General features: G+C 71.2%; 17 protein-coding genes. 14 read left to right on the top strand and 3 right to left on the bottom strand.

Translation table 11 applies throughout. From position 1 onward, the window contains the following. The first annotated feature begins 7 nt into the window (after window positions 1-7). Window positions 8-1,096, top strand: coding sequence for a phosphotransferase (locus ABZV93_RS09175; RefSeq protein WP_354932709.1), 1,089 nt, complete (start codon window positions 8-10; stop codon window positions 1,094-1,096). A 424-nt stretch (window positions 1,097-1,520) separates the two neighbouring features. After that, the gene (gene rpsA, locus ABZV93_RS09170; protein ID WP_354932707.1) at window positions 1,521-3,050 is read left to right on the top strand and encodes a 30S ribosomal protein S1; all 1,530 of its coding nucleotides are present in this window, start codon (window positions 1,521-1,523) and stop codon (window positions 3,048-3,050) included. A 175-nt stretch (window positions 3,051-3,225) separates the two neighbouring features. Here rpsA and ABZV93_RS09165 read toward each other — a convergent pair whose 3' ends face one another. After that, window positions 3,226-3,573 (bottom strand): hypothetical protein, encoded by a 348-nt coding sequence (locus tag ABZV93_RS09165; protein WP_354932705.1) that lies wholly within the window; start codon window positions 3,571-3,573, stop codon window positions 3,226-3,228. Between the two features lie 332 nt (window positions 3,574-3,905). On the opposite strand from ABZV93_RS09165, the gene ABZV93_RS09160 reads away from it, so the two are divergent. The 5 genes from ABZV93_RS09160 to ABZV93_RS09140 all read left to right on the top strand — a co-directional run bounded on the left by ABZV93_RS09160 (window position 3,906) and on the right by ABZV93_RS09140 (window position 9,175). Next, window positions 3,906-4,475: a hypothetical protein gene (locus tag ABZV93_RS09160; RefSeq protein WP_354932703.1), complete on the top strand. Its 570-nt coding sequence runs from the start codon at window positions 3,906-3,908 to the stop codon at window positions 4,473-4,475. A gap of 36 nt (window positions 4,476-4,511) precedes the next feature. Then, window positions 4,512-5,108 carry a dephospho-CoA kinase gene (coaE, locus tag ABZV93_RS09155; RefSeq protein ID WP_354932701.1) on the top strand — a complete coding sequence of 199 codons (597 nt, stop codon included), beginning with the start codon at window positions 4,512-4,514 and terminating at the stop codon, window positions 5,106-5,108. Between the two features lie 121 nt (window positions 5,109-5,229). Beyond that, window positions 5,230-7,338, top strand: a complete 2,109-nt coding sequence (gene uvrB / locus ABZV93_RS09150; protein WP_354932699.1) for an excinuclease ABC subunit UvrB — start codon at window positions 5,230-5,232, stop codon at window positions 7,336-7,338. 230 nt (window positions 7,339-7,568) lie between these two features. Continuing rightward, window positions 7,569-8,390, top strand: coding sequence for a glycerophosphodiester phosphodiesterase (locus ABZV93_RS09145; protein WP_354932697.1), 822 nt, complete (start codon window positions 7,569-7,571; stop codon window positions 8,388-8,390). Next, window positions 8,387-9,175: an inositol monophosphatase gene (locus ABZV93_RS09140; protein WP_354932695.1), complete on the top strand. Its 789-nt coding sequence runs from the start codon at window positions 8,387-8,389 to the stop codon at window positions 9,173-9,175. Before ABZV93_RS09145 ends, ABZV93_RS09140 begins: the two co-directional genes overlap by 4 nt. 78 nt (window positions 9,176-9,253) lie before the next feature. On the opposite strand, the gene ABZV93_RS09135 is transcribed toward ABZV93_RS09140, so the two are convergent. After that, the gene (locus ABZV93_RS09135) at window positions 9,254-9,616 is read right to left on the bottom strand and encodes a hypothetical protein (RefSeq protein WP_354932693.1); all 363 of its coding nucleotides are present in this window, start codon (window positions 9,614-9,616) and stop codon (window positions 9,254-9,256) included. Window positions 9,617-10,054: 438 nt separating this feature from the next. Here ABZV93_RS09135 and ABZV93_RS09130 point away from each other — a divergent pair, with 438 nt between their 5' ends. Continuing rightward, window positions 10,055-10,885 carry a DUF1684 domain-containing protein gene (locus ABZV93_RS09130; protein ID WP_354932691.1) on the top strand — a complete coding sequence of 277 codons (831 nt, stop codon included), beginning with the start codon at window positions 10,055-10,057 and terminating at the stop codon, window positions 10,883-10,885. 42 nt (window positions 10,886-10,927) lie between these two features. Here the strand turns inward: ABZV93_RS09130 and ABZV93_RS09125 are convergent, their stop codons facing one another. Beyond that, entirely contained in the window at window positions 10,928-11,311 is a 384-nt protein-coding gene (locus tag ABZV93_RS09125; protein ID WP_354932689.1) for a phage holin family protein, read from the bottom strand. Between the two features lie 261 nt (window positions 11,312-11,572). On the opposite strand from ABZV93_RS09125, the gene ABZV93_RS09120 reads away from it, so the two are divergent. From ABZV93_RS09120 to ABZV93_RS09095, 6 genes are all read left to right on the top strand, one after another. Continuing rightward, window positions 11,573-13,762 carry a UvrD-helicase domain-containing protein gene (locus ABZV93_RS09120; RefSeq protein ID WP_354932687.1) on the top strand — a complete coding sequence of 730 codons (2,190 nt, stop codon included), beginning with the start codon at window positions 11,573-11,575 and terminating at the stop codon, window positions 13,760-13,762. 69 nt (window positions 13,763-13,831) lie between these two features. Continuing rightward, a complete protein-coding gene (locus ABZV93_RS09115) occupies window positions 13,832-14,455 on the top strand; it encodes a CDP-alcohol phosphatidyltransferase family protein (protein ID WP_354932685.1) in 624 nt (207 codons plus the stop codon). 39 nt (window positions 14,456-14,494) lie between these two features. After that, window positions 14,495-16,996: a mannose-1-phosphate guanyltransferase gene (locus tag ABZV93_RS09110; RefSeq protein ID WP_354932683.1), complete on the top strand. Its 2,502-nt coding sequence runs from the start codon at window positions 14,495-14,497 to the stop codon at window positions 16,994-16,996. A gap of 36 nt (window positions 16,997-17,032) precedes the next feature. Continuing rightward, the gene (locus ABZV93_RS09105) at window positions 17,033-17,965 is read left to right on the top strand and encodes a DUF881 domain-containing protein (protein ID WP_354932681.1); all 933 of its coding nucleotides are present in this window, start codon (window positions 17,033-17,035) and stop codon (window positions 17,963-17,965) included. After that, window positions 17,962-18,294, top strand: a complete 333-nt coding sequence (locus tag ABZV93_RS09100; RefSeq protein ID WP_092884715.1) for a small basic family protein — start codon at window positions 17,962-17,964, stop codon at window positions 18,292-18,294. Before ABZV93_RS09105 ends, ABZV93_RS09100 begins: the two co-directional genes overlap by 4 nt. Window positions 18,295-18,301: 7 nt before the next feature. Further along, the gene (locus ABZV93_RS09095; RefSeq protein WP_354932679.1) at window positions 18,302-19,264 is read left to right on the top strand and encodes a DUF881 domain-containing protein; all 963 of its coding nucleotides are present in this window, start codon (window positions 18,302-18,304) and stop codon (window positions 19,262-19,264) included. Window positions 19,265-19,289: the final 25 nt, after the last annotated feature.

The following is a 19,289-nucleotide window of genomic DNA, read 5'->3' as shown; positions in this document are numbered from 1 at the left end:
GACGCCGATGCCACCCACACCAGGCGACCTTCCGGGCGAGGGCTTCGGAGACGATTCCGGAGAGGCCGGCGGCGACCTCGAGCGACGAATCGACCACGATGCCGCCACCGGCGCGGTTCGGCACCCCGTGACGACGGCCGCCCGGCACCTCCTGGGCGCCGAGGCTCAGCCGCTTTCGGGCGGCTACAGCGGCGAGACGTTCCTCGTCGGCGCACCGGGTGAGGAGGCCGTGCTCCGGCTCTACCTCCGCGAGCCCGGGCGGGCCGGGATCGACGCCGCACTGCTCGCCCTGGTCCGCGACCTGGTGCCGGTGCCCCGCGTCCTCGACCTGCGCACCCGGGCGACTCCAGAGCAGCCGGCCTACCTGCTCACGGAGCGACTGCCCGGCGTGCCGCTGGACCGCCTGCTGCCGGACGCCCCGCCGTCGCTGCGGAAGGCGGCGGGCGCGAGCGTCGGCAGGGTGCTGGCGCGGCTGTCGGGCATGCCGTTCCCCAGGGCGGGGGAGTTCGTCGATGCCGACCTGCGGATCCGGCCCTGGACCGGAGCCGCCGGCGGACTGGAGGAGTGGGTGAACGCCCACCGGGAGTCCGGCGCCCTCGCCGGCTGGAGCTTCGCCGACATCGCCGGCCTGCGGGAGGTGGCCCGGCAGGGTCAGGACCTGCTCGACGAGGTCCGGCGTACCTGCCTGTGCCACTCCGACTTCAACCCCAAGAACGTCCTCGTCGACCCCGGGAGCGGAGAGGTGACCGGACTGGTCGACTGGGAGTACGCCCATGCCGGCAACCCTTTCGCCGACCTGGGCAACCTGCTGCGGTTCGAGACCGACGAGGTGTTCGCCACGGCTGTCGTCGACGCGTTGCGCACCTACGGCCCGCCGCTGCCTGCGGCGTTCGGGCAGATCGCGCAGGCCGTTGACCTGTTCGCCCTGGTCGACCTGGCCGGCAGGGCCGAACAGCACGAGATCACCCGTGCGGCCACCGACCTGCTGCTGCGCTGTGCCCGGGCGCGGGACCTGTCCGGCGGACGCCCCGACTGGACCTCCGAGCGGCGACCGGGTCCCGGCGGCAGCACCGAACGGCCCCAGGGCCTGTCCTAGACTTCTGGCGGACTGGTCGCGGGCCGGTGCTCGGCGCGGGTCCCGAGATCCGCCGATCCGCCGGCTGTGAGCCTCGTTCGTTCTCCGCCGCGACGTACCGTAGCCTGTGCAAGTCGTCCGATAACCGGACAAACCACCACTTCGGCTTCCGATGTACCGCACAGCGGGAACGCTCCGCGGGGTTCTCGCGTTTGAGATGGCCCGCTGTCTGCGGGGTTGCGTTGACCCTTGTTGCGGGGCACCCGTATCCTGACATGAGCGTTGTGGGCCTGTGCGACCTCGGACGGAGCAGGCTCGCGCTCGTTCTTGTCGAAATCACCTGGTTCCGGCCCAGGAAAAACGGCCGCGACTTCTCGGCAGTGCGATCAAAGGGTCCACGCGCGCACGTGACGACGACCAACGCCATATCGGAGCCATCAACCAGATGACGAGCAGCATCGAGGCCCCGCTGACCGAATCAGCACCGGCCCAGCAGAAGACGCCGCAGGTCGCGGTGAACGACGTGGGTTCGGAAGAGGCTTTCCTCGCCGCGATCGACGAGACAATCAAGTACTTCAACGACGGTGACATCGTCGAGGGCACCGTCGTGAAAGTCGACCGGGACGAGGTCCTGCTCGACATCGGCTACAAGACCGAAGGCGTGATCCCCGCTCGGGAGCTGTCGATCAAGCACGACGTCGACCCGGGCGAAGTGGTGAAGGTCGGCGACCACGTCGAGGCGCTGGTCCTCCAGAAGGAGGACAAGGAAGGCCGCCTGATCCTGTCCAAGAAGCGTGCTCAGTACGAGCGCGCCTGGGGCACGATCGAGCAGATCAAGGAGGAGGACGGCGTCGTCACCGGCACCGTCATCGAGGTCGTCAAGGGCGGTCTCATCCTCGACATCGGTCTGCGTGGCTTCCTGCCCGCCTCCCTGGTGGAGATGCGGCGGGTCCGCGACCTGCAGCCCTACGTCAGCCGCGAGCTCGAGGCCAAGATCATCGAGCTGGACAAGAACCGCAACAACGTGGTCCTGTCCCGGCGGGCGTGGCTCGAGCAGACCCAGTCCGAGGTCCGGCAGAACTTCCTGCACCAGCTGCAGAAGGGCCAGATCCGCAAGGGCGTCGTCTCCAGCATCGTCAACTTCGGTGCGTTCGTGGACCTCGGCGGCGTCGACGGTCTGGTGCACGTGTCGGAGCTGTCCTGGAAGCACATCGACCACCCGAGCGAGGTCGTCGAGGTCGGCCAGGAAGTCACCGTCGAGGTGCTCGACGTCGACCTCGACCGCGAGCGGGTCTCGCTGTCGCTGAAGTCGACGCAGGAGGACCCGTGGCAGCAGTTCGCCCGGATCCACCAGATCGGCCAGATCGTGCCGGGCAAGGTCACCAAGCTGGTGCCGTTCGGTGCGTTCGTCCGGGTCGACGACGGCATCGAGGGCCTGGTGCACATCTCCGAGCTGGCCGAGCGCCACGTCGAGGTGCCCGAGCAGGTCGTCCAGGTCGGCAACGACGTCATGGTCAAGATCATCGACATCGACCTCGAACGCCGCCGGATCTCGCTGTCGCTCAAGCAGGCCAACGAGGGCGCCGAGGCGATCGGGGACCAGTTCGACCCGACGCTCTACGGCATGGCCGCCGAGTACGACGACCAGGGCAACTACAAGTACCCCGAGGGCTTCGACCCGGAGACGGGCGAGTGGCTCGAGGGCTTCGACAAGCAGCGCGACCAGTGGGAGCGCGAGTACGCCGAGGCGCACAGCCGCTGGGAGGCGCACAAGAAGCAGATCGAGGCCGCGCAGCAGGCCGAGATCGAGGAGAGCGAGGCCCCCGCGGCCGCGTCTTCGTCGTCCTCCTCGTCCTCTTCCTCCTCCGGTCAGTCCTCCTACGCGTCGGCCGAGCCGTCGCGTGAGGCCGAGGGCACGCTGGCGTCGGACGAGGCGCTCGCGGCGCTGCGCGAGAAGCTCACCGGCAACGGCTGAGTTCCCGCGCTCCGGCGCGACAGCAGCGACAACGGCAACGGCCCCGCCACTCGGCGGGGCCGTTGCCGCTGTATGTGCAGTTTTCGACAGAAGCGGTGCGGGGGCAGGAGAGTTGCGCCGGGAGGCGGAGAAGGAGCCGGGATCCAGGGGGCTGTCCTGGATCCAGGGGGCTGTCCTAGTCGCCGCGGCGAAGCCGGCTGAGCGCGTGGGCGAGATTGACCAAGACGATTCCGAGCCACGCTACGACCAGGCCCGCGACGCCGGCCTCGTGGGCGGCCAGGCCCGACAGCGGGATCGCCACCCCCAAGGAGACGATGGCCAGAGCCAGCGCGTGGCCGTCGTCCTTGCGTCTCGGCGCGGGCTTCCCCGCGCGCTTGACCTCCTGGGCCACCCGCGCCTCGATGGCCGCGTCGATGCGGTCGACGAAGGAGTCGACGACCGCCGGCTCGAAGTCGGCACCCAGCTCCCTGCGGGCATGCAGAGCGGCCTCGGCCTCGTCACGAGGAACGCGCGGTTCGGGCATGCCACGTTTATACGGCATCCGCCGTGAGCGCAGCCAGACTAAACCTGACCCAGTTGACCACGGCACGACCTATCGCCCGGCGCCGCCATTCGTCGGCGAACCGCTCCGAGTGCCTATTAAACCGCAGGTGCGCGGCAGGTCCAGCGAGCCGTACGAACCGGACGTTCGCCGCCGCCGGACGAGCGGGACGGTCCGGACATGACGGGCCCCGGTGATGCAAAAATCCTGGCGGGCGCGCCCGCCTGAGTCCCCGCGTGGAGCCCCACCTCCACCCGCGGCCGGGGTTTGGTCGTGCACTGTCCCGATCTCCTTCCGTCGGCAACACTGGAGGGGTGCACGAGCTCGGATGGCAACCGGCGGGCGTGGGCCTGTTCGTCCCTGGGCGACGGGACGACGCGCTCGTGACCGAGGTACGCCAGGTCGTGACTCGCCTGGACGGGCTGCGCGATCCGGTCGTCCGGCGCTGCTCGCCGATGACCTCCCTGGCGCTGCTGGACGCCGACCCGATCGAGGTCGTGGTGGACGGGTCGGCGCTGGAGCGCCCCTACACCGACGAGAAGGCGGCGTTCGTCCTCGGTGACCGGCTCCGCGAGCTGCTGGTTGCCCTGGCGGTGACGCTCCGGCCGTTGTACGCCTCGGTTGTGCTGGAGGCACCGTTTCTGTCGCCGAAGGACCTCCTGGTCACCCCTGAGCCGGACCTGTTCCTGGATGCGTGGTTCGACCTGACCCGGCTGCACGCCGGCATCGCCCAGGCGTACCAGGGTGCCCACGTCGAGCAGGTGAGCGGCGGGCTGTACGCCTCCACCAGGGCGCCGTTCAACCCCAACCGGTTCGACGAGCCGCTGGCCACCAGCCTGGAGCGCGCCCGGCGGGCGATGTCGCAGGTCGTCGCACACGGCTGAACCCCGCCTCGGCTATCGTCTCCGACTGTGCTGCGGGTGGGGTTGACGGGCGGAATCGGGGCCGGCAAGAGCGAGGTCGCGCGGCGGCTCGCCGACCACGGAGCCGTCGTGATCGATGCCGACCGGCTGGCGCGGGAAGTGGTCGCGCCGGGCACCGAGGGACTGGCCGCGGTGGTCGAGGCGTTCGGCGCGGAGGTGCTCGGCTCCGACGGCGCGCTCGACCGCCCGGCGCTCGGGCGGCGGGTTTTCGCCGACACCGAGGCACGCCGGCGACTGGAGGGGATCATCCACCCTCGGGTACGCGCCCGGGCCGCCGAGCTCGAGCGGGCTGCCGTCGCCGCGAACCCGGACGCGGTGGTCGTCCACGACATTCCGCTGCTGGTCGAGACCGGGCAGCAGGATGGGTTCGACGAGGTGATCGTGGTCGACGTGCCCGAGGAGGTGCAGATCGACCGGCTCACCAGGGTGCGGGGGATCAGCGCCGACGACGCGCGGGCGCGAGCCGCCGCCCAGGCCTCCCGGGACGAGCGGCGAGCCGCCGCCACCGTGGTCGTGGACAACTCCGGGTCACTGACCGACCTCGACGACCGGGCGGAGGAGCTGTGGCGGCGGCTGAGGTCGGCCGCGTCCTGAGACGCCGTTCGACGGGGTGGGCCGGGTCCGATCCGGCCTGATGGGGCCCGATCCGCCCGGTGGGCCCGGTTCGTGGTCGGCGCGGGAGGGCCTGTCGGTGGTCGGGCGTACGGTGGGCTTCATGCGTCCGGTTACTGACATTGTCCGCAAGGTCGCGCCGTTCAAGGTGGTCTCTGACTTCGCCCCCTCCGGCGACCAGCCGGAGGCCATCGAGGACATCGCCCGCCGAATCGAGGCGGGCGAGCGCGACGTGGTGTTGCTGGGTGCCACCGGCACCGGAAAGACCGCGACCGTCGCCTGGGCGGTGGAGAAGCTCCAGCGGCCGACCCTGGTGATCGAGCCCAACAAGACCCTCGCGGCGCAGTTCGCCAACGAGCTGCGGCACTTCTTTCCCGACAACGCGGTCGAATACTTCGTCTCCTACTACGACTACTACCAGCCCGAGGCCTACGTCCCACAGTCCGACACCTACATCGAGAAGGACTCCTCGATCAACGAGGAGGTCGAGCGGCTGCGGCACTCCGCCACCAACTCCCTGCTCACCCGGCGCGACACGATCGTGGTCGCCACGGTGTCCAGCATCTACGGCCTGGGCACCCCGCAGGAGTATGTCGACCGGATGGTCAGGGTGCGGGTCGGTGAGGAGATCGAGCGCGACCAGGTGCTCCGCCGGCTGGTCGAGATGCAGTACTCCCGCAACGACGCGGCCGGCACCCGCGGCACCTTCCGGGTGCGCGGAGACACCCTCGAGGTCTTCCCGGTCTATGAGGAGATGGCCGTCCGGATCGAGTTCTTCGGCGACGAGATCGAGCGGCTGTCCACCCTGCACCCGGTGACCGGGGAGATCGTCACCGAGGATCAGGAGCTCTACATCTTCCCGGCGTCGCACTACGTCGCCGGTGCGGAGCGGATGGAACGAGCGATCGGCGACATCGAGGCGGAACTCGCCGAGCGGCTGCCCGAGCTGGCGCGCCAGGGCAAGCTGCTGGAGGAGCAGCGGCTGCGCATGCGCACCACGTACGACATCGAGATGATGCGCCAGATCGGCACCTGCTCGGGCATCGAAAACTACTCGCGCCACATCGACGGGCGCGCGCCCGGCTCGCCGCCGCACTGCCTGCTCGACTACTTCCCCGAGGACTTCCTGCTGGTCATCGACGAGTCCCACGTGACGGTGCCGCAGATCGGCGGGATGTACGAGGGCGACATGTCCCGCAAGCGGACGCTGGTCGAACACGGTTTCCGGCTTCCGTCTGCGATGGACAACCGGCCGCTGCGCTGGGAGGAGTTCCTGGAGCGCATCGGCCAGACGGTCTACCTGTCCGCCACGCCCGGCAACTACGAGCTGAGCAAGGGCAACGGCACCGTCGAGCAGATCATCCGGCCCACCGGTCTGGTCGACCCCGAGGTGGTGGTGAAGAACACCAAGGGCCAGATCGACGACCTCATCCACGAGATCCGGCTGCGGGAGGTCAAGCAGGAGCGGGTCCTGGTCACCACGCTCACCAAGAAGATGGCCGAAGACCTCACCGACTACCTCCTCGAGCAGGGCATCCGGGTGCGTTACCTCCACAGCGAGGTCGACACGCTGCGCCGGGTGGAGCTGCTGCGCGAGCTGCGGATGGGCGAGTACGACGTGCTGGTAGGCATCAACCTCCTCCGTGAGGGTCTCGACCTCCCGGAGGTTTCGCTGGTGGCCATCCTGGACGCCGACAAGGAGGGCTTCCTGCGTTCGGGCACCAGCCTGATCCAGACCATCGGCCGAGCCGCCCGAAACGTCTCCGGCCAGGTGATCATGTACGCCGACTCGATCACGCCGTCCATGCAGATGGCGATCGACGAGACCAACCGGCGGCGGGAGAAGCAGGTCGCCTACAACAAGGAGAAGGGGATCGACCCCACTCCGCTGCGCAAGCGGATCGCCGACATCACCGACATGCTCGCCCGCGAGGACGCCGACACCCAGAAGTTGCTGGGTGGCGCGGGGCGTCAGCAGAGCCGTGGCAAGGCGCCGGTGCCGGAGCTGTCCAGCCTCGGCGAGGCCGGCCGGCACGCGAAGGACCTCGCCGCTTTGCCGGCATCGGACCTGGCCGACCTGATCCAGGAGCTCAACCAGCAGATGAACACCGCGGCCGAGCAGCTCCAGTTCGAGCTGGCCGCCAGGTTGCGCGACGAGATCCATGAGCTGAAGCGCGAGCTGCGCGGCATGCACGAGGCCGGGGTGAAGTAGCCCGGGCGAGGCGAGGCGGAGCGCGTCGGACCGGGGCTCCCGAGGGCAGGGTGGCCCCGGTCGGCATGACCGAGCCTGAGTGGCCGGTCGCAACGGCAGGGTGCCGGCCGGAGTGGCCGGGGCTTCCGGAGTGGCCGGGGGTGGGTCGGTCGGCACGCCCCGTTCGCCCGCGACGGCTGTGAGGTGCCAGGATCGTCGGGACCCAGTGCCTGTCAGCGGGAGGACCTGACGTGACCACGGCCATCGCCCACCGCGGCGAGCCACGCGGCAACCGGGAGAACACCCTGCCGGCCATCGAGGCGGCGGTCGCCGCCGGTGCCGACATGGTGGAGATCGACCTGCGGCTGACCGCGGACGACCGCCTCGTCGTACTCCACGACCCCACGCTGGAACGCCTGTGGGACGACCCGCGGCCGGTGTCGTCGGTGTCGTTCGCCGACCTCGCCGCCGCCCACCGTGCCTCCGGCGGCGCCTGGTCGCTGCCCACCGCCGAGGAGGCGCTCGACCTCATCGTCCGCCTCGGCACCCGGGTGATGCTGGACGTCACCTCCGTCGCGATCGGGCTGGCCACGCAGGACCTGGTACGCGAGCGTGGACTGGATGCCCACGTTCTCTATGCCGGGGACACCGAGGCGCTGGCCCGGATCCGCGAGCGGCAACCGGGTGCCGAGATCGCGCTGTCCTGGGGGCATCCGACGCCGCCGGGCGAGGAGGTGTGGGACCGGGTGCGGCCGCAGTACTTCAACCCGGAGTGGATCCACCTCGACGAGCCGACGGTCGACGCCAACCACGCGGCGGGCCGGCTGGTGTCGGCCTGGACGGTGGACGAACCCGAGCAGATGGCCCGGCTGGCCGGCCTCGGGGTGGACGCGATCATCAGCAACCGGATCGCCTCGCTGGTCGACGTGCTGCGCCGGCCCACCCGCGACCAGCTCACCAGCGAGGAGCTGACAAGCGACCAGCTCACGAGTGACCAGCTCACGAGTGACCAGCTCACGAGCGGCCGGCCCGCGGCCGGTCGGGCCGGGGACCGGCAGACGGAGACCCGATGACGACGTACGCCGACGAACTCGCCACTGCCCTCGAACTCGCCGGCTGGGCCGCCGACCGGATGCGGACCCGGCCCGCGTCGGTGACCACCAAGGCGAACGCGGCCGACCTGGTGACCGAGACCGACCGGGAGATCGAACGCCGGGTGCGTTCCGTCGTGGCCGAACGCTTTCCGTCGTATGCGCTGGTGGGGGAGGAGTACGGCGGCCGCCCGGCCGCGGACGGTGCCCCGACCTGGTATCTCGACCCGGTGGACGGCACCACCAACTACGCCAGCGGGCTGCCCTGGTGTTCGTTCAGCCTCGCCCTCGCCGACGCCGACGGGCCTGCGCTCGGTGTGGTGGCCGACCCCTTCCGCGGCGAGGTGTTCAGCGCCGTCCGGGGCGGCCCCGCCTTGTGCAACGGCGACCCGATCCGGTGCACCGACGCCACCGGGCTGGCCGGTGAGGTCGTGGTCACCGAGTGGGCGGCGTACCGGCCCTGGCCCGGAATGACCGACATGCTCGACCGGCTCGCCGGGCAGATGTGCACCACGAGGATCATGGGCTCCTCGGCGCTTTCTCTGGTCAGCGTCGCCGCCGGCCGGGCGGCCGGCGGAGTGATCGGGGCGTTCAACCCGATCGACCTGCTGGCCGCGGTGTTCGTCGCCGGCCAAGCCGGCGCGGACGTACGCGGCGAGGACGGGAAGCGGACGCTGTTTCCGGAGTCCGGCGGGATCATGGTCGCCGCGCCTGGTGTCGCCGACCAGGTGTGGGGGGCCTGGACAGGCACCTCCTCCGCTGACTGAGTGACCGGCCGGCCGAGTGACCGGCTGACTGAGCGCGGCCGGTCGCGGGTCCGCGTCGCCCCGCGACCGGCCGAAGTCTCACGCGCTTCTCGCCGCCGAGGCCGGCGCCGGGCGCAGGGACGCGGCGGGATACCAGCTCGCCGCGCCACTGGCGTCCAGGGTGGCCCGGCCGTACCACCCGTCGTTCTCGTGCACCCACCAGTCGAGATGCCCGGGCCACCAGCGCCCGTCCACGAGCACCAGCACCGGCTTGGCCGGCACCACCCGGCGGGAACCGGTGTCGGGGCGGGCCTCCCGGGCCACGTGGCCGGCGTTCATCGTGTTCGCCAACTCCGTGGCCGCGGCCTCGTCGAGGTCCTGCCTGCTGTGCCAGCCATTGACGGCCGCATCCCACACGCCATGCCCCTGGGGGGTTTTTCGCACGGCAAAGCGGTCGGTCATTCGGGGTCCTTCCGTCCGGTCACCTTGGGCAGGGGATCGAACTCATGTTCGAAGAATAGTTCATCGCCGGGTGCTCGCAAGCCGAGCCCCGAGGGTTCGGGGCGACCGGATCGGGACGCCCGGCCTGACCGGAACCGGGCCGCGGGGGAGAGGCTGCCGCAAGGTCGGACCAGGGCCGATCCGCCGCGGCCATTGCCGTGATCCATTTCTCACGTAGGGTCGAAACCCCCGCTCAGGCGGGTCCACTCCGGGGCCACCCGGCAGACGACGGGTCGCTTCCTGGCATTTCGGCCACTACCATCTCGGCGTCGAGAGATCCGCTTCGTCTCACCCGCGACCGTTGGCGGGCGGCGGAGCGTCTCCGGCCGAAGGAGCAACGCCGGGCCGTGTACGGGAGGACGCCAGGTGTCGACGACATAGTGAGGAGCCAGCTCGGAAATGGGAATCGCGGCGCAGCCCGGGATCGAGACCGAGATGACCGAGACCACGTTCGCCGACGACTGGGCCCAGTGGCGCCGGCAACGTCAGGCCGGCGTCAGCGGCCCGTACGCCATGCTCGCCCTCGTCGGCACCCACTGGGTGGACGGGGAGACCAGCGTCCCGGAGGTTCCGGGCGTGTGGAGCGTGGAGTCCGGGGTGGTGACCGTGCGCAGCGAGTCGGCGGCGGGCCTGGTCGTGGACGGCGTGATCGTGGACGGCGTCGCCCGGCCCCGCTCCGACCGTGACCCCGAGCCGTCGACGATCTCCCACGGTGACTGGAAGCTCGCCCTGATCGAGCGCGAGGGCCAGTTCGCCGTCCGGGTCTACGACCCGCATGCCCGCACCCGCACGTCGTTCGCCGGCATCGAGGCGTACGCCCCCGACGAGGCGTGGGTGGTGCCCGCGACGTTCACGGCCTACGCCGACGACTCAGCCGCCCGCGTGGCGCGCGTGGCCAACGCCGACGGCCGCGACCGCGGCCTGACGCTCGCCGGTGAGGTGAGCTTCGACCACGCCGGGCAGACCCACACCCTGCGGGTGGGCAAGCGCAGGGGAAGCGGGCTGGAGGCGGTGTTCGCCGACCGGACCAGCGGCCGGGACGGCCACGACTTCCGCTTCGTCCACCTGCCCGCGCCGGACGAGGACGGGCGCACCCTGCTCGACTTCAACCGCGCCCACCTGCCGCCCTGCGCGTTCGCCGACCACTACCTGTGCCCCTCGCCGCCGGCCGGCAACACGCTGCCCTTCGCGGTGACCGCGGGTGAGCGGTCGGTCCTCTGGCGGGACTGACCCGGCCCGGGACCGACCCGCCCGGCTCGAGGTGGCGAGGAGTCAGCGCTCGTCGTACTTGTCGGGAATGACCAGGCTCAACGCGAAGCTGACGACGGTGACGATGATCGCGCCCCAGAAACCGGCCCAGAAACCGCTCACGGTGAATGCCAGATGCAGCTGCCCGGCCAGCCAGCCCACGAGCAGGAAGAGCAACGCGTTGACCACGAACGAGATCAGGCCGAGCGTCAGGACGTAGAAACCGCAGCCGACCACCTTGATGATCGGCTTGAGCACGGCGTTGACCAGGCCGAAGATCAGCGCGACCGCGATCAGCGTCCCGACCTTGGCGGACGTGGAATCGCCGCCGAGTTTGACCCCGGACACCCAGGTGGCGGCCCACAGGGCGACGGCGTTGATGGCGACGCGTACGACGATGGGGATCACGGCGCGATCATCCCATGTCCGGCCGATCGGTGACAGCACCCGCGTCGGGGCCGCGTGGCCCACCGGAGCACCGGAGGACGCGTCCTGCGAGTCGGGCAGAGGACGCCCTAGACTTGTGCGGTTGCCCACCTGGGGCAGCGTCGGAAAATTGTCGCCCAGTCGGATCGGCTGACGTCGTCAGCGGACCCGGCCGGACACGTCGTCAGGTACTCAGTCAGGGGCGGTGCCGGGGTGCACCGCAGGGCAGGGAGAACGCGCACGGTGCAGCCTTCCACCTCGGTCGAGCAGGCCGAGATCAGCCGCGAACAGCAGTACGTCGACCGGGTGTACACCCGACTGGCCGCGATGGTCGAGAGTGCCTCGGCGGTCCGCCGGGAGGGCCGGGAGCGCGGCCTGCTCGACTACACCGGGCAGATCAAGGAGGAGGACTACCGCAGCCTCTTCGAACGCGACGTGCTGGTCGACCACGCGGTACGCCGGCTGGCGGTGCTCGACGCCCAGCGCGAGGGCCTGGTCTTCGGCCGGCTGGACCACCTGGGCGGGGAGGTGCGCTACGTCGGGCGGATCGGCGTACGCGACGCCGAGCACGAGCCGCTGGTGCTCGACTGGCGGGCGCCCGCCGCCGCGGTCTTCTACCAGGCGACCGCGGTCGATCCGCAGGGCGTGGTGCGCCGTCGGGTCCTGCGCTCGCAGGGCCAGCGGGTGGTGGGCGTCGAGGACGACCTGCTGGACGCCGAGAACGCTCCCGCCGACATGCACGTGGTCGGCGACGGAGCGCTGATGGCCGCGCTGACCTCCGCCCGCAGCGGCCGGATGCGCGACATCGTGGCCACCATCCAGCGCGAACAGGACCAGGTGATCCGCGCCCCGGCGCCCGGCGTCACCCTGATCAGCGGTGGCCCCGGTACCGGCAAGACCGTGGTGGCCCTGCACCGCGCCGCCTACCTGCTCTACACCGAGCGCCGGCGGATCCAGGGCGGCGGTGTGCTCGTCGTCGGCCCGTCGGCGGTGTTCATGAGCTACATCGAGCGGGTCCTTCCCTCCCTCGGTGAGCACGAGGCCACGCTGCGTTCGGTCGGCGAGGTCGTCGACGGAGTGGTGGCCGACCGGTCCGATCCCTTCCCGTGCGCGGTGGTCAAGGGGTCGGCGCGGATGCGGCAGGTGCTCGCCCGGGCGGCGCGCGGTGCCGTGCCCGGCGCACCGGAGGAGCTTCGCCTGTACGCCGCGGGCCGCCGGCTCGCGCTCGGCGCCCGGGAGCTGACCGCGATCCGTACCGACGTGCTGCGCCGGGGCGCGCGCCGTAACCGCGCGCGGGCGGAGGCGGTCCGGGCACTGCTCGGCGCCCTGTGGAAGCAGGCCGGCGGCGCGGCCGGGACCGACGGCGGTGGCGCCGGTGGCCGGCCGATGTCTCGAGGTGAGTTCGACCAGGACGTACGCGAGCGACCGGCGTTCACCGAGTTCCTGGACGCCTGGTGGCCCAACGTCACACCGGCCGAGGTGCTCGGCTGGCTGGCCGACCGCGACCGGCTCGCGGTGGTCGCCCGTGGCGTGCTCCGTCCCCACGAGGTGGACCTGCTCGCCGCCTCGTGGTCCGGCCGGTCCGGCTACTCCGTCGAGGACGTCCCGCTGCTGGACGAGCTGGACGCCCTCCTGGGCGAGCCGGTGCGGCCGGTGCAGCCGCGCGACCCGTTCGACGACGACAGCGTGCAGGAAGTGGTCACGTCGTTCGACCGCGAGTACTCCCGGTCCCGCCCTGAGCAGGCGCAGCAGTACGACGGCTATGCCCACGTGCTGGTGGACGAGGCGCAGGACCTGTCGCCGATGCAGTGGCGGATGCTCGGCCGCCGCGGCCGGCACGCGAGCTGGACCATCGTCGGCGACCCGGCGCAGAGTTCCTGGCCCGACGTCGCGGAGGCCGAGGCCGCCCGCGACGCGGCTCTGGGCGCGCGGACCCGGCGTACGTTCCATCTGGACACCAACTACCGCAACTCGGCGGAGATCTTCGACCTGGCCGCGGAGGTGATCGCCACCACGCTTCCCGGTGTACGGCTGCCGCGGGCGGTGCGCGAGACCGGCCACCCGCCGACGCACCTGACGACCGGCCCCGACGGCCTTCCCGAGACCGTGCGGGAAGCTGTCGCCGACCTCCTCGGCGAGGTCGAGGGGAACATCGGTGTGGTGGTCGCGGGCCCCCGGGCCGACGAGGCGGCCCGATGGCTGGCCGGACTCGGGGACGATGCCGCCGCACGGGTCGTTGTCACCACGGGGTTGGCGAGCAAGGGTCTCGAGTACGACGGGGTGGTCGTGGTCGAGCCGGCCGAGATCGCCGCGGAGAGCCCGGTGGGTGTCCGCACGCTGTACGTCGTCCTCACCCGGGCGACCCAGCGGCTGGTCACCGTGGGTGCCGACGGCGGCTGGCGCGGCGCGGATCCTGCTCGGCAACGGGGGTAATACTGTTTCACCAGGACATTCAGCAGGACGTAGGCAGGACCTGTTGTGGCCCCGGAGGGGGATTCGTTGGTGGCGGAGCCGGTCGACGCGCGTAATGACGCGGGGGTGCTGACCCTGCCCAACCTCCTGAGCTTCGCCCGGCTCGCCGGGGTGCCGCTGTTCTTGTGGCTCGTGCTGGGCCCGCGAGCCGACGGCTGGGCGATCATCGTGCTCGCGGTGTCCGGCTTCACCGACTGGCTCGACGGCCAGCTGGCGCGCCGGCTGCACCAGACCAGCACGCTCGGCAAGTTGCTCGACCCGTTCGCGGACCGGCTCTACATCCTGGCGGTGCTGCTGGGCCTCGCGGTGCGCGAGGTGATCCCGGTGTGGCTCGCGGTCGCGCTTCCGTTGCGCGACGTCCTGCTCGTCGGCCTGCTCGGCTACCTGCGGCTGCGTGGTTTCGGCCCGCTGCCGGTGCACTTCCTGGGGAAGGCGGCGACGTTCTGCCTGCTGTACGCCTTCCCGCTGCTGTTCCTCGGCGAGGGCAGCAGCACGTTCGCGTCCGTGGCCGAGGTCGTGGGATGGGCGTTCGTGGTGTGGGGTACCGGCCTGTACTGGTGGGCCGGGGTTCTCTACGCCTACCAGGCCTACCAACTTCTCCGGAGCGCAGCGCCCGCGACACCCGCACGAGAAGAAGGTCGGCTCCACACCTGAGGTGACCCCTCGCGGTGCGGGCCGGCGGAAGGGAGCCACGTGAGAGCCGTCGTCATGGCCGGTGGCGAGGGCACCCGCCTGCGCCCGATGACCACGAGCATGCCGAAGCCGCTCCTGCCTGTCGTCAACCGCCCGATCATGGAGCACGTGCTGCGGCTCCTGCGCCGGCACGAGCTCACCGAGACCGTCGTCACCGTCCACTTCCTCGGCTCGATGGTGCGCGCCTACTTCGGCGACGGCGAGGACCTCGACATGGACCTCACCTACGCCACCGAGGAGAAACCACTCGGCACGGCGGGCAGCGTCAAGAACGCCGCCGCCGCGCTGTCCGACGACACGTTCGTCGTCATCTCCGGCGACGCCCTCACCGACATCGACCTGACCTCGCTCGTCGAGCACCACCGGCGTACCGGCGCACTGGCCACCGTCTGCCTGACGCGGGTGCCCGACCCGCTGGAGTTCGGCATCACGATCCTGCGCGAGGACGGCCGGGTCGAGCGGTTCCTGGAGAAGCCCACCTGGGGGCAGGTGTTCTCCGACACGGTCAACACCGGCATCTACGTCATGGAACCGGAGATCCTCGACAGCGTGGGCGAGGCGGAGAACGTCGACTGGTCCAGCGACGTCTTCCCCCGCCTGCTGGCCAGGGGCGCCCCGCTGTACGGCTACGTCGCCGACGGCTACTGGGAGGACGTCGGCACCCACCGCAGCTACCTCAAGGCCAACTACGACGCCCTCGACGGCCAGCTCGACATCGACATCGACGGGTTCGAGGTGTCCGCCGGCGTCTGGGTGGGGGAGGGCGCCGACCTCGACCCGGAGGCGACGCTGAAGGGACCGACGTTCGTCGGCGCGTACGCCAAGATCGAGGGCGGCGCGGAGATCCGCGACCACACAGTGGTCGGCGACAACGTGGTGGTGCGCAGCGGCGCGTTCCTGCACCGCGCGGTGGTGCACGACAACGCCTACGTCGGCGGGCACACCAACCTGCGCGGCTGCGTGGTCGGCAAGAACACCGACGTGATGCGCGGCGCCCGCATCGAGGACGGCGCCGTGGTCGGCGACGACTGCGTCATCGAGGAGGAGGCCGTCCTCCATCCCGAGATCAAGGTCTACCCCAGCAAGACCATCGAGGCCGGCGCCGTCGTCAACCAGAGCGTCATCTGGGAGTCGCAGGGCCGCCAGGCGCTGTTCGGCGCCCGCGGCCTGAGCGGGATCGTGAACGTCGAGATCACCCCCGAGCTCGTCGTACGCCTCGCCAGCGCGTACGCCACCACGCTCCGCAAGGGTTCGACGGTGCTCACCGCCCGCGACACCTCGCGCTCGGCCCGGGCGCTCAAGCGGGCGGCGATCGCGGCGTTCACGTCCAGTGCCCTGAACGTCTGCGACCTGGAGGTGGCGCCGAACCCCGTGGCCCGGCTGGAGACCGCACGCAGCAACGTGGGCGGCGGCCTGCTGATCCGCACCACCCCCAACCGGCCGGACTCGGTGGACCTGATCTTCCTCGACGAACGCGGCGCCGACCTGTCCCCGATGGCCCAGCGGAAGGTGGAGCGGGTGCTCGGCCGGCAGGAGTTCCGCCGCGCGTTCCCGGGCGAGATCGGCGACCTGACCTTCCCGTCCCGGATCGCCGAGAGCTACGTCCGCGACCTGCTGCGCAGCGTGGACACCTCGCACGTGGCCGAGGCGCGGCTGAAGGTGGTGGTGGACGCCGGGCGGGGCACCGCGAGCCAGCTGCTCCCGAACCTCCTCGGCCGGCTGGACATCGAGGCGTTCCTGGTCAACGCCGGGCTGGACGACCGCAGCCCCACCGAGACCGCCGAGCAGCGCACGGCGGCGGTCGCCAACCTCGCCGAGCTGGTGTCGTCGTCCCGGGCGGCGTTCGGTGTCCGCTTCGATCCGCTCGGTGAGCGCATCTCGCTGGTGGACGAGACCGGCGCCGTCATCTCCGACGAGCGCGCGCTGCTGGTCTTCGTCGACCTGGTGGCGGCGGAGTCCGGCCGCGGCCGCAACGTCGCGCTCCCGGTGACCACGACCCGGGTCGCGGAACAGGTGGCGGCGTTCCACGGCGTCCAGATCCGCTGGACCACGACCTCACCGGACGCGCTCGCCACGGCCTCCGCCACGCAGGGGCTCCTGCTCGCCGGTGACGGCCGGGGCGGCTTCATCGTGCCGGAGTTCTCCAACGCCGTGGACGGGTTCGCCGCGTTCGTCCGGCTCGTCGGGGTGATCGCCCGGACCGGCCTGCGGATGTCGGAGATCAACGCACGGATACCGCGGGCGCACGTCGTCCAGCTCGCCGTGCCCACCTCGTGGGCGAGCAAGGGTGCGGTGATGCGGGCGGCCGTGGAGGCGGCCGACGGCCGTGAGCTCGACACCACCGACGGCGTGCGGGTGGTGGAGCCGGACGGGTCCTGGGGCCTGGTGCTGCCGGACCCGACCGAGGCGGTCACCCGGGTCTGGGCGGAGAGCACCAGCACCGAGCAGGCGACCACACTCGCGCACCGCTGGGCCGATCTGGTGACCCGTGCCGGGCGGTGAGGTTCGCCGGGGGTACGCCGTGACACCATGGCCGGCATGGCTCGAGGGGAGTCGGTGACCAGCACCGCGGACGGGAAGAAGCCCCCCGCCGGCAGCGACCGTCCCACCAACGCCCGGACCGGAGCGTGGACCGACTCCTACCCGGAGTTCCGGCGCAACGACTCCATGTCACTGATGCGCGAGCTGGTGACCCACGCGCTCGACGACGGATACGCCGCCGCGGCGGCCCGGCGCGGGCCCAACCGTTCCCGGCCACGGCGAGGCATCGGCGCCACCGTGGTGGTGCTGGTCGTGTTCGGGCTGATGCTGGCGGTCGCGGCGGTTCAGACCCGGCACTTCGCCCCCGAGGTCGAGAAGGAGAAGGCCGACCTGATCGTCCGCATCCGCGCCGAGGCAGCCCGCAACGACCGGCTGCGCACGCGGGCCGGTGCCCTCCAGGAGGAGGTGTCCGGCCTGCAGAGCGACATCCTCGCCAGCACCACCACCGGCAAGGACCTCAGCGCCCAGCTGGACGCACTCGAGGTGATCGCCGGCACCGGCAGGGTGCGGGGTCCCGGACTCCGGTTGACGATCGACGACGCGCCCGACGACCAGGTGTCCGGTGGCGACGGCGCCGAGGGACGGATCCTCGACATCGACCTGCAGCAGACGGTCAACGGCCTGTGGGCGGCGGGCGCGGAGGCGGTCTCGGTGAACGGCGAACGCCTCACCGCTATGACCGCGATCCGCGGCGCCGACAAGTCGATCACCGTCGACTACCGCCCGCTGGCCCGCCCCTACGTGGTGGAGGCGATCGGTGACCCGAAAGCCCTGGAGGCGAGGTTCACCGAAAGCCCGGGTGGCGAGTGGCTGCTCAATCTCAAGGCAGTGCAACATATACGTCTGGACACCAAGACGGTCGACGAGCTGAGCTTGCCGGCCGACTCGGGCACCACGCTCAGATACGCGCGGAGGGAAGGCGCCCAGTGATCGCGACGATCGGACTCGTCATCGGTATCGTCGCCGGGCTCGTGCTCCAGCCGTCGGTGCCGCTGCCGCTGCAGCCGTATCTCCCGATCGCGGTGGTGGCCGCCCTGGACGCGGTCTTCGGTGGTCTGCGCGCGCTGATCGACGGCATCTTCGACGACCGCGTGTTCGTGGTGTCGTTCATCGGCAACGTCCTGGTCGCCGCCGTCATGGTCTACCTCGGCGACCAGCTGGGCGTCGGCGCGCAGTTGTCGACCGGTGTGGTCGTCGTCCTCGGCATCCGGATCTTCTCCAACATGGCGGCCATCCGGCGGCGGCTCTTCAAGGCCTGAGACGACGATGGCAGACGAGAGCCAAACTCCCCCCGAGAGCTCCGGGACCGAGTCGGCGGCGACCGAGCCGACCACCCCCGGGCCCGAGTCGACAAGTACCGAGCCGACCGCACCCGAGCCGGCCGCACCCGAGCCGGCCGCGTCGGCAAGTGCCGGGCCGACCGGGACAGGGAACCCCGCGCGGGCCGGGAAGACCGCCACGAAGCCCACGCCCGCCAAGCCGCGCGACACCGCCTGGCGCCGGCTGGCCGGAGCGTTCCGCCCGCACACCTCCCGTGCGCAGGTCGCCGCCGCCGTGCTGCTGGCGGCGCTCGGCTTCGCGGCGACGGTCCAGGTGCGGGCGTTGCGCAACACCGACGAGTTCGCCAACGCCGACCGCACGCAGCTCATCCAGATCATGGACGGCCTGCAGCAACGCTCCCGCCGCCTGGAGACCGACATCGGTGACCTGCAACGGTCCAAGGCCGATCTGGTCTCCGGCGCCGACCGCCGCCGCTCCGCACTGGAGCAGGCCCAGACCCGCGCCCAGACGCTCGGCATCCTCGCCGGGACCCTCCCCGCGACCGGGCCGGGCATCCGGCTCACGATCACCGACAACCAGGCGGCGGTCAACGCCTCCCTGGTGCTCAACACGATCGAGGAGCTACGCGACGCGGGCGCGGAGGCGATCGAGATCAACGACCGGGTCCGGGTGGTCGCGTCGAGTTACGTCCTGGACGGCCAGGGCGGGATCATCGTCGACGGCAAGCTGCTGCCGGCGCCGTACACCATCGACGCGATCGGCGACGCGCGTACTCTCGCCACGGCGATGCGCATCCCCGGTGGCGTCGTGGACGAGGTGAGCCAGAAGGGCGGGCTCGCCTCGGTCCTGGAGCGACAGACCATCCAGGTCAACTCCTTGCACAGCGTGGTGAGCCCTCGCTACGCTCGCCCGGCCCCGGACAAATCGCCCGGGTCCTCCTCTCGATGAGCACCGAGGCAGAAGTAGGAGACGC

Origin of the sequence: Actinopolymorpha sp. NPDC004070, assembly GCF_040610475.1 — a bacterium.
In the GTDB taxonomy this organism is placed as follows: Bacteria; Actinomycetota; Actinomycetes; order Propionibacteriales; family Actinopolymorphaceae; genus Actinopolymorpha.
This window is presented reverse-complemented; position numbering and strand designations above follow the sequence as displayed.

Excerpts from the sequence above, each read along its gene's own strand:
- ABZV93_RS09095 (WP_354932679.1), top strand. The coding sequence starts at position 18,302 with ATGGCAGACGAGAGCCAAACTCCCCCCGAGAGCTCCGGGACCGAGTCG.
- ABZV93_RS09130 (WP_354932691.1), top strand. The coding sequence starts at position 10,055 with ATGGGAATCGCGGCGCAGCCCGGGATCGAGACCGAGATGACCGAGACC.
- ABZV93_RS09175 (WP_354932709.1), top strand. The coding sequence starts at position 8 with ATGCCACCCACACCAGGCGACCTTCCGGGCGAGGGCTTCGGAGACGAT.
- ABZV93_RS09165 (WP_354932705.1), bottom strand. The coding sequence starts at position 3,573 with ATGCCCGAACCGCGCGTTCCTCGTGACGAGGCCGAGGCCGCTCTGCAT.
- ABZV93_RS09135 (WP_354932693.1), bottom strand. The coding sequence starts at position 9,616 with ATGACCGACCGCTTTGCCGTGCGAAAAACCCCCCAGGGGCATGGCGTG.
- ABZV93_RS09105 (WP_354932681.1), top strand. The coding sequence starts at position 17,033 with ATGGCTCGAGGGGAGTCGGTGACCAGCACCGCGGACGGGAAGAAGCCC.
- ABZV93_RS09140 (WP_354932695.1), top strand. The coding sequence starts at position 8,387 with ATGACGACGTACGCCGACGAACTCGCCACTGCCCTCGAACTCGCCGGC.
- rpsA (WP_354932707.1), top strand. The coding sequence starts at position 1,521 with ATGACGAGCAGCATCGAGGCCCCGCTGACCGAATCAGCACCGGCCCAG.
- uvrB (WP_354932699.1), top strand. The coding sequence starts at position 5,230 with ATGCGTCCGGTTACTGACATTGTCCGCAAGGTCGCGCCGTTCAAGGTG.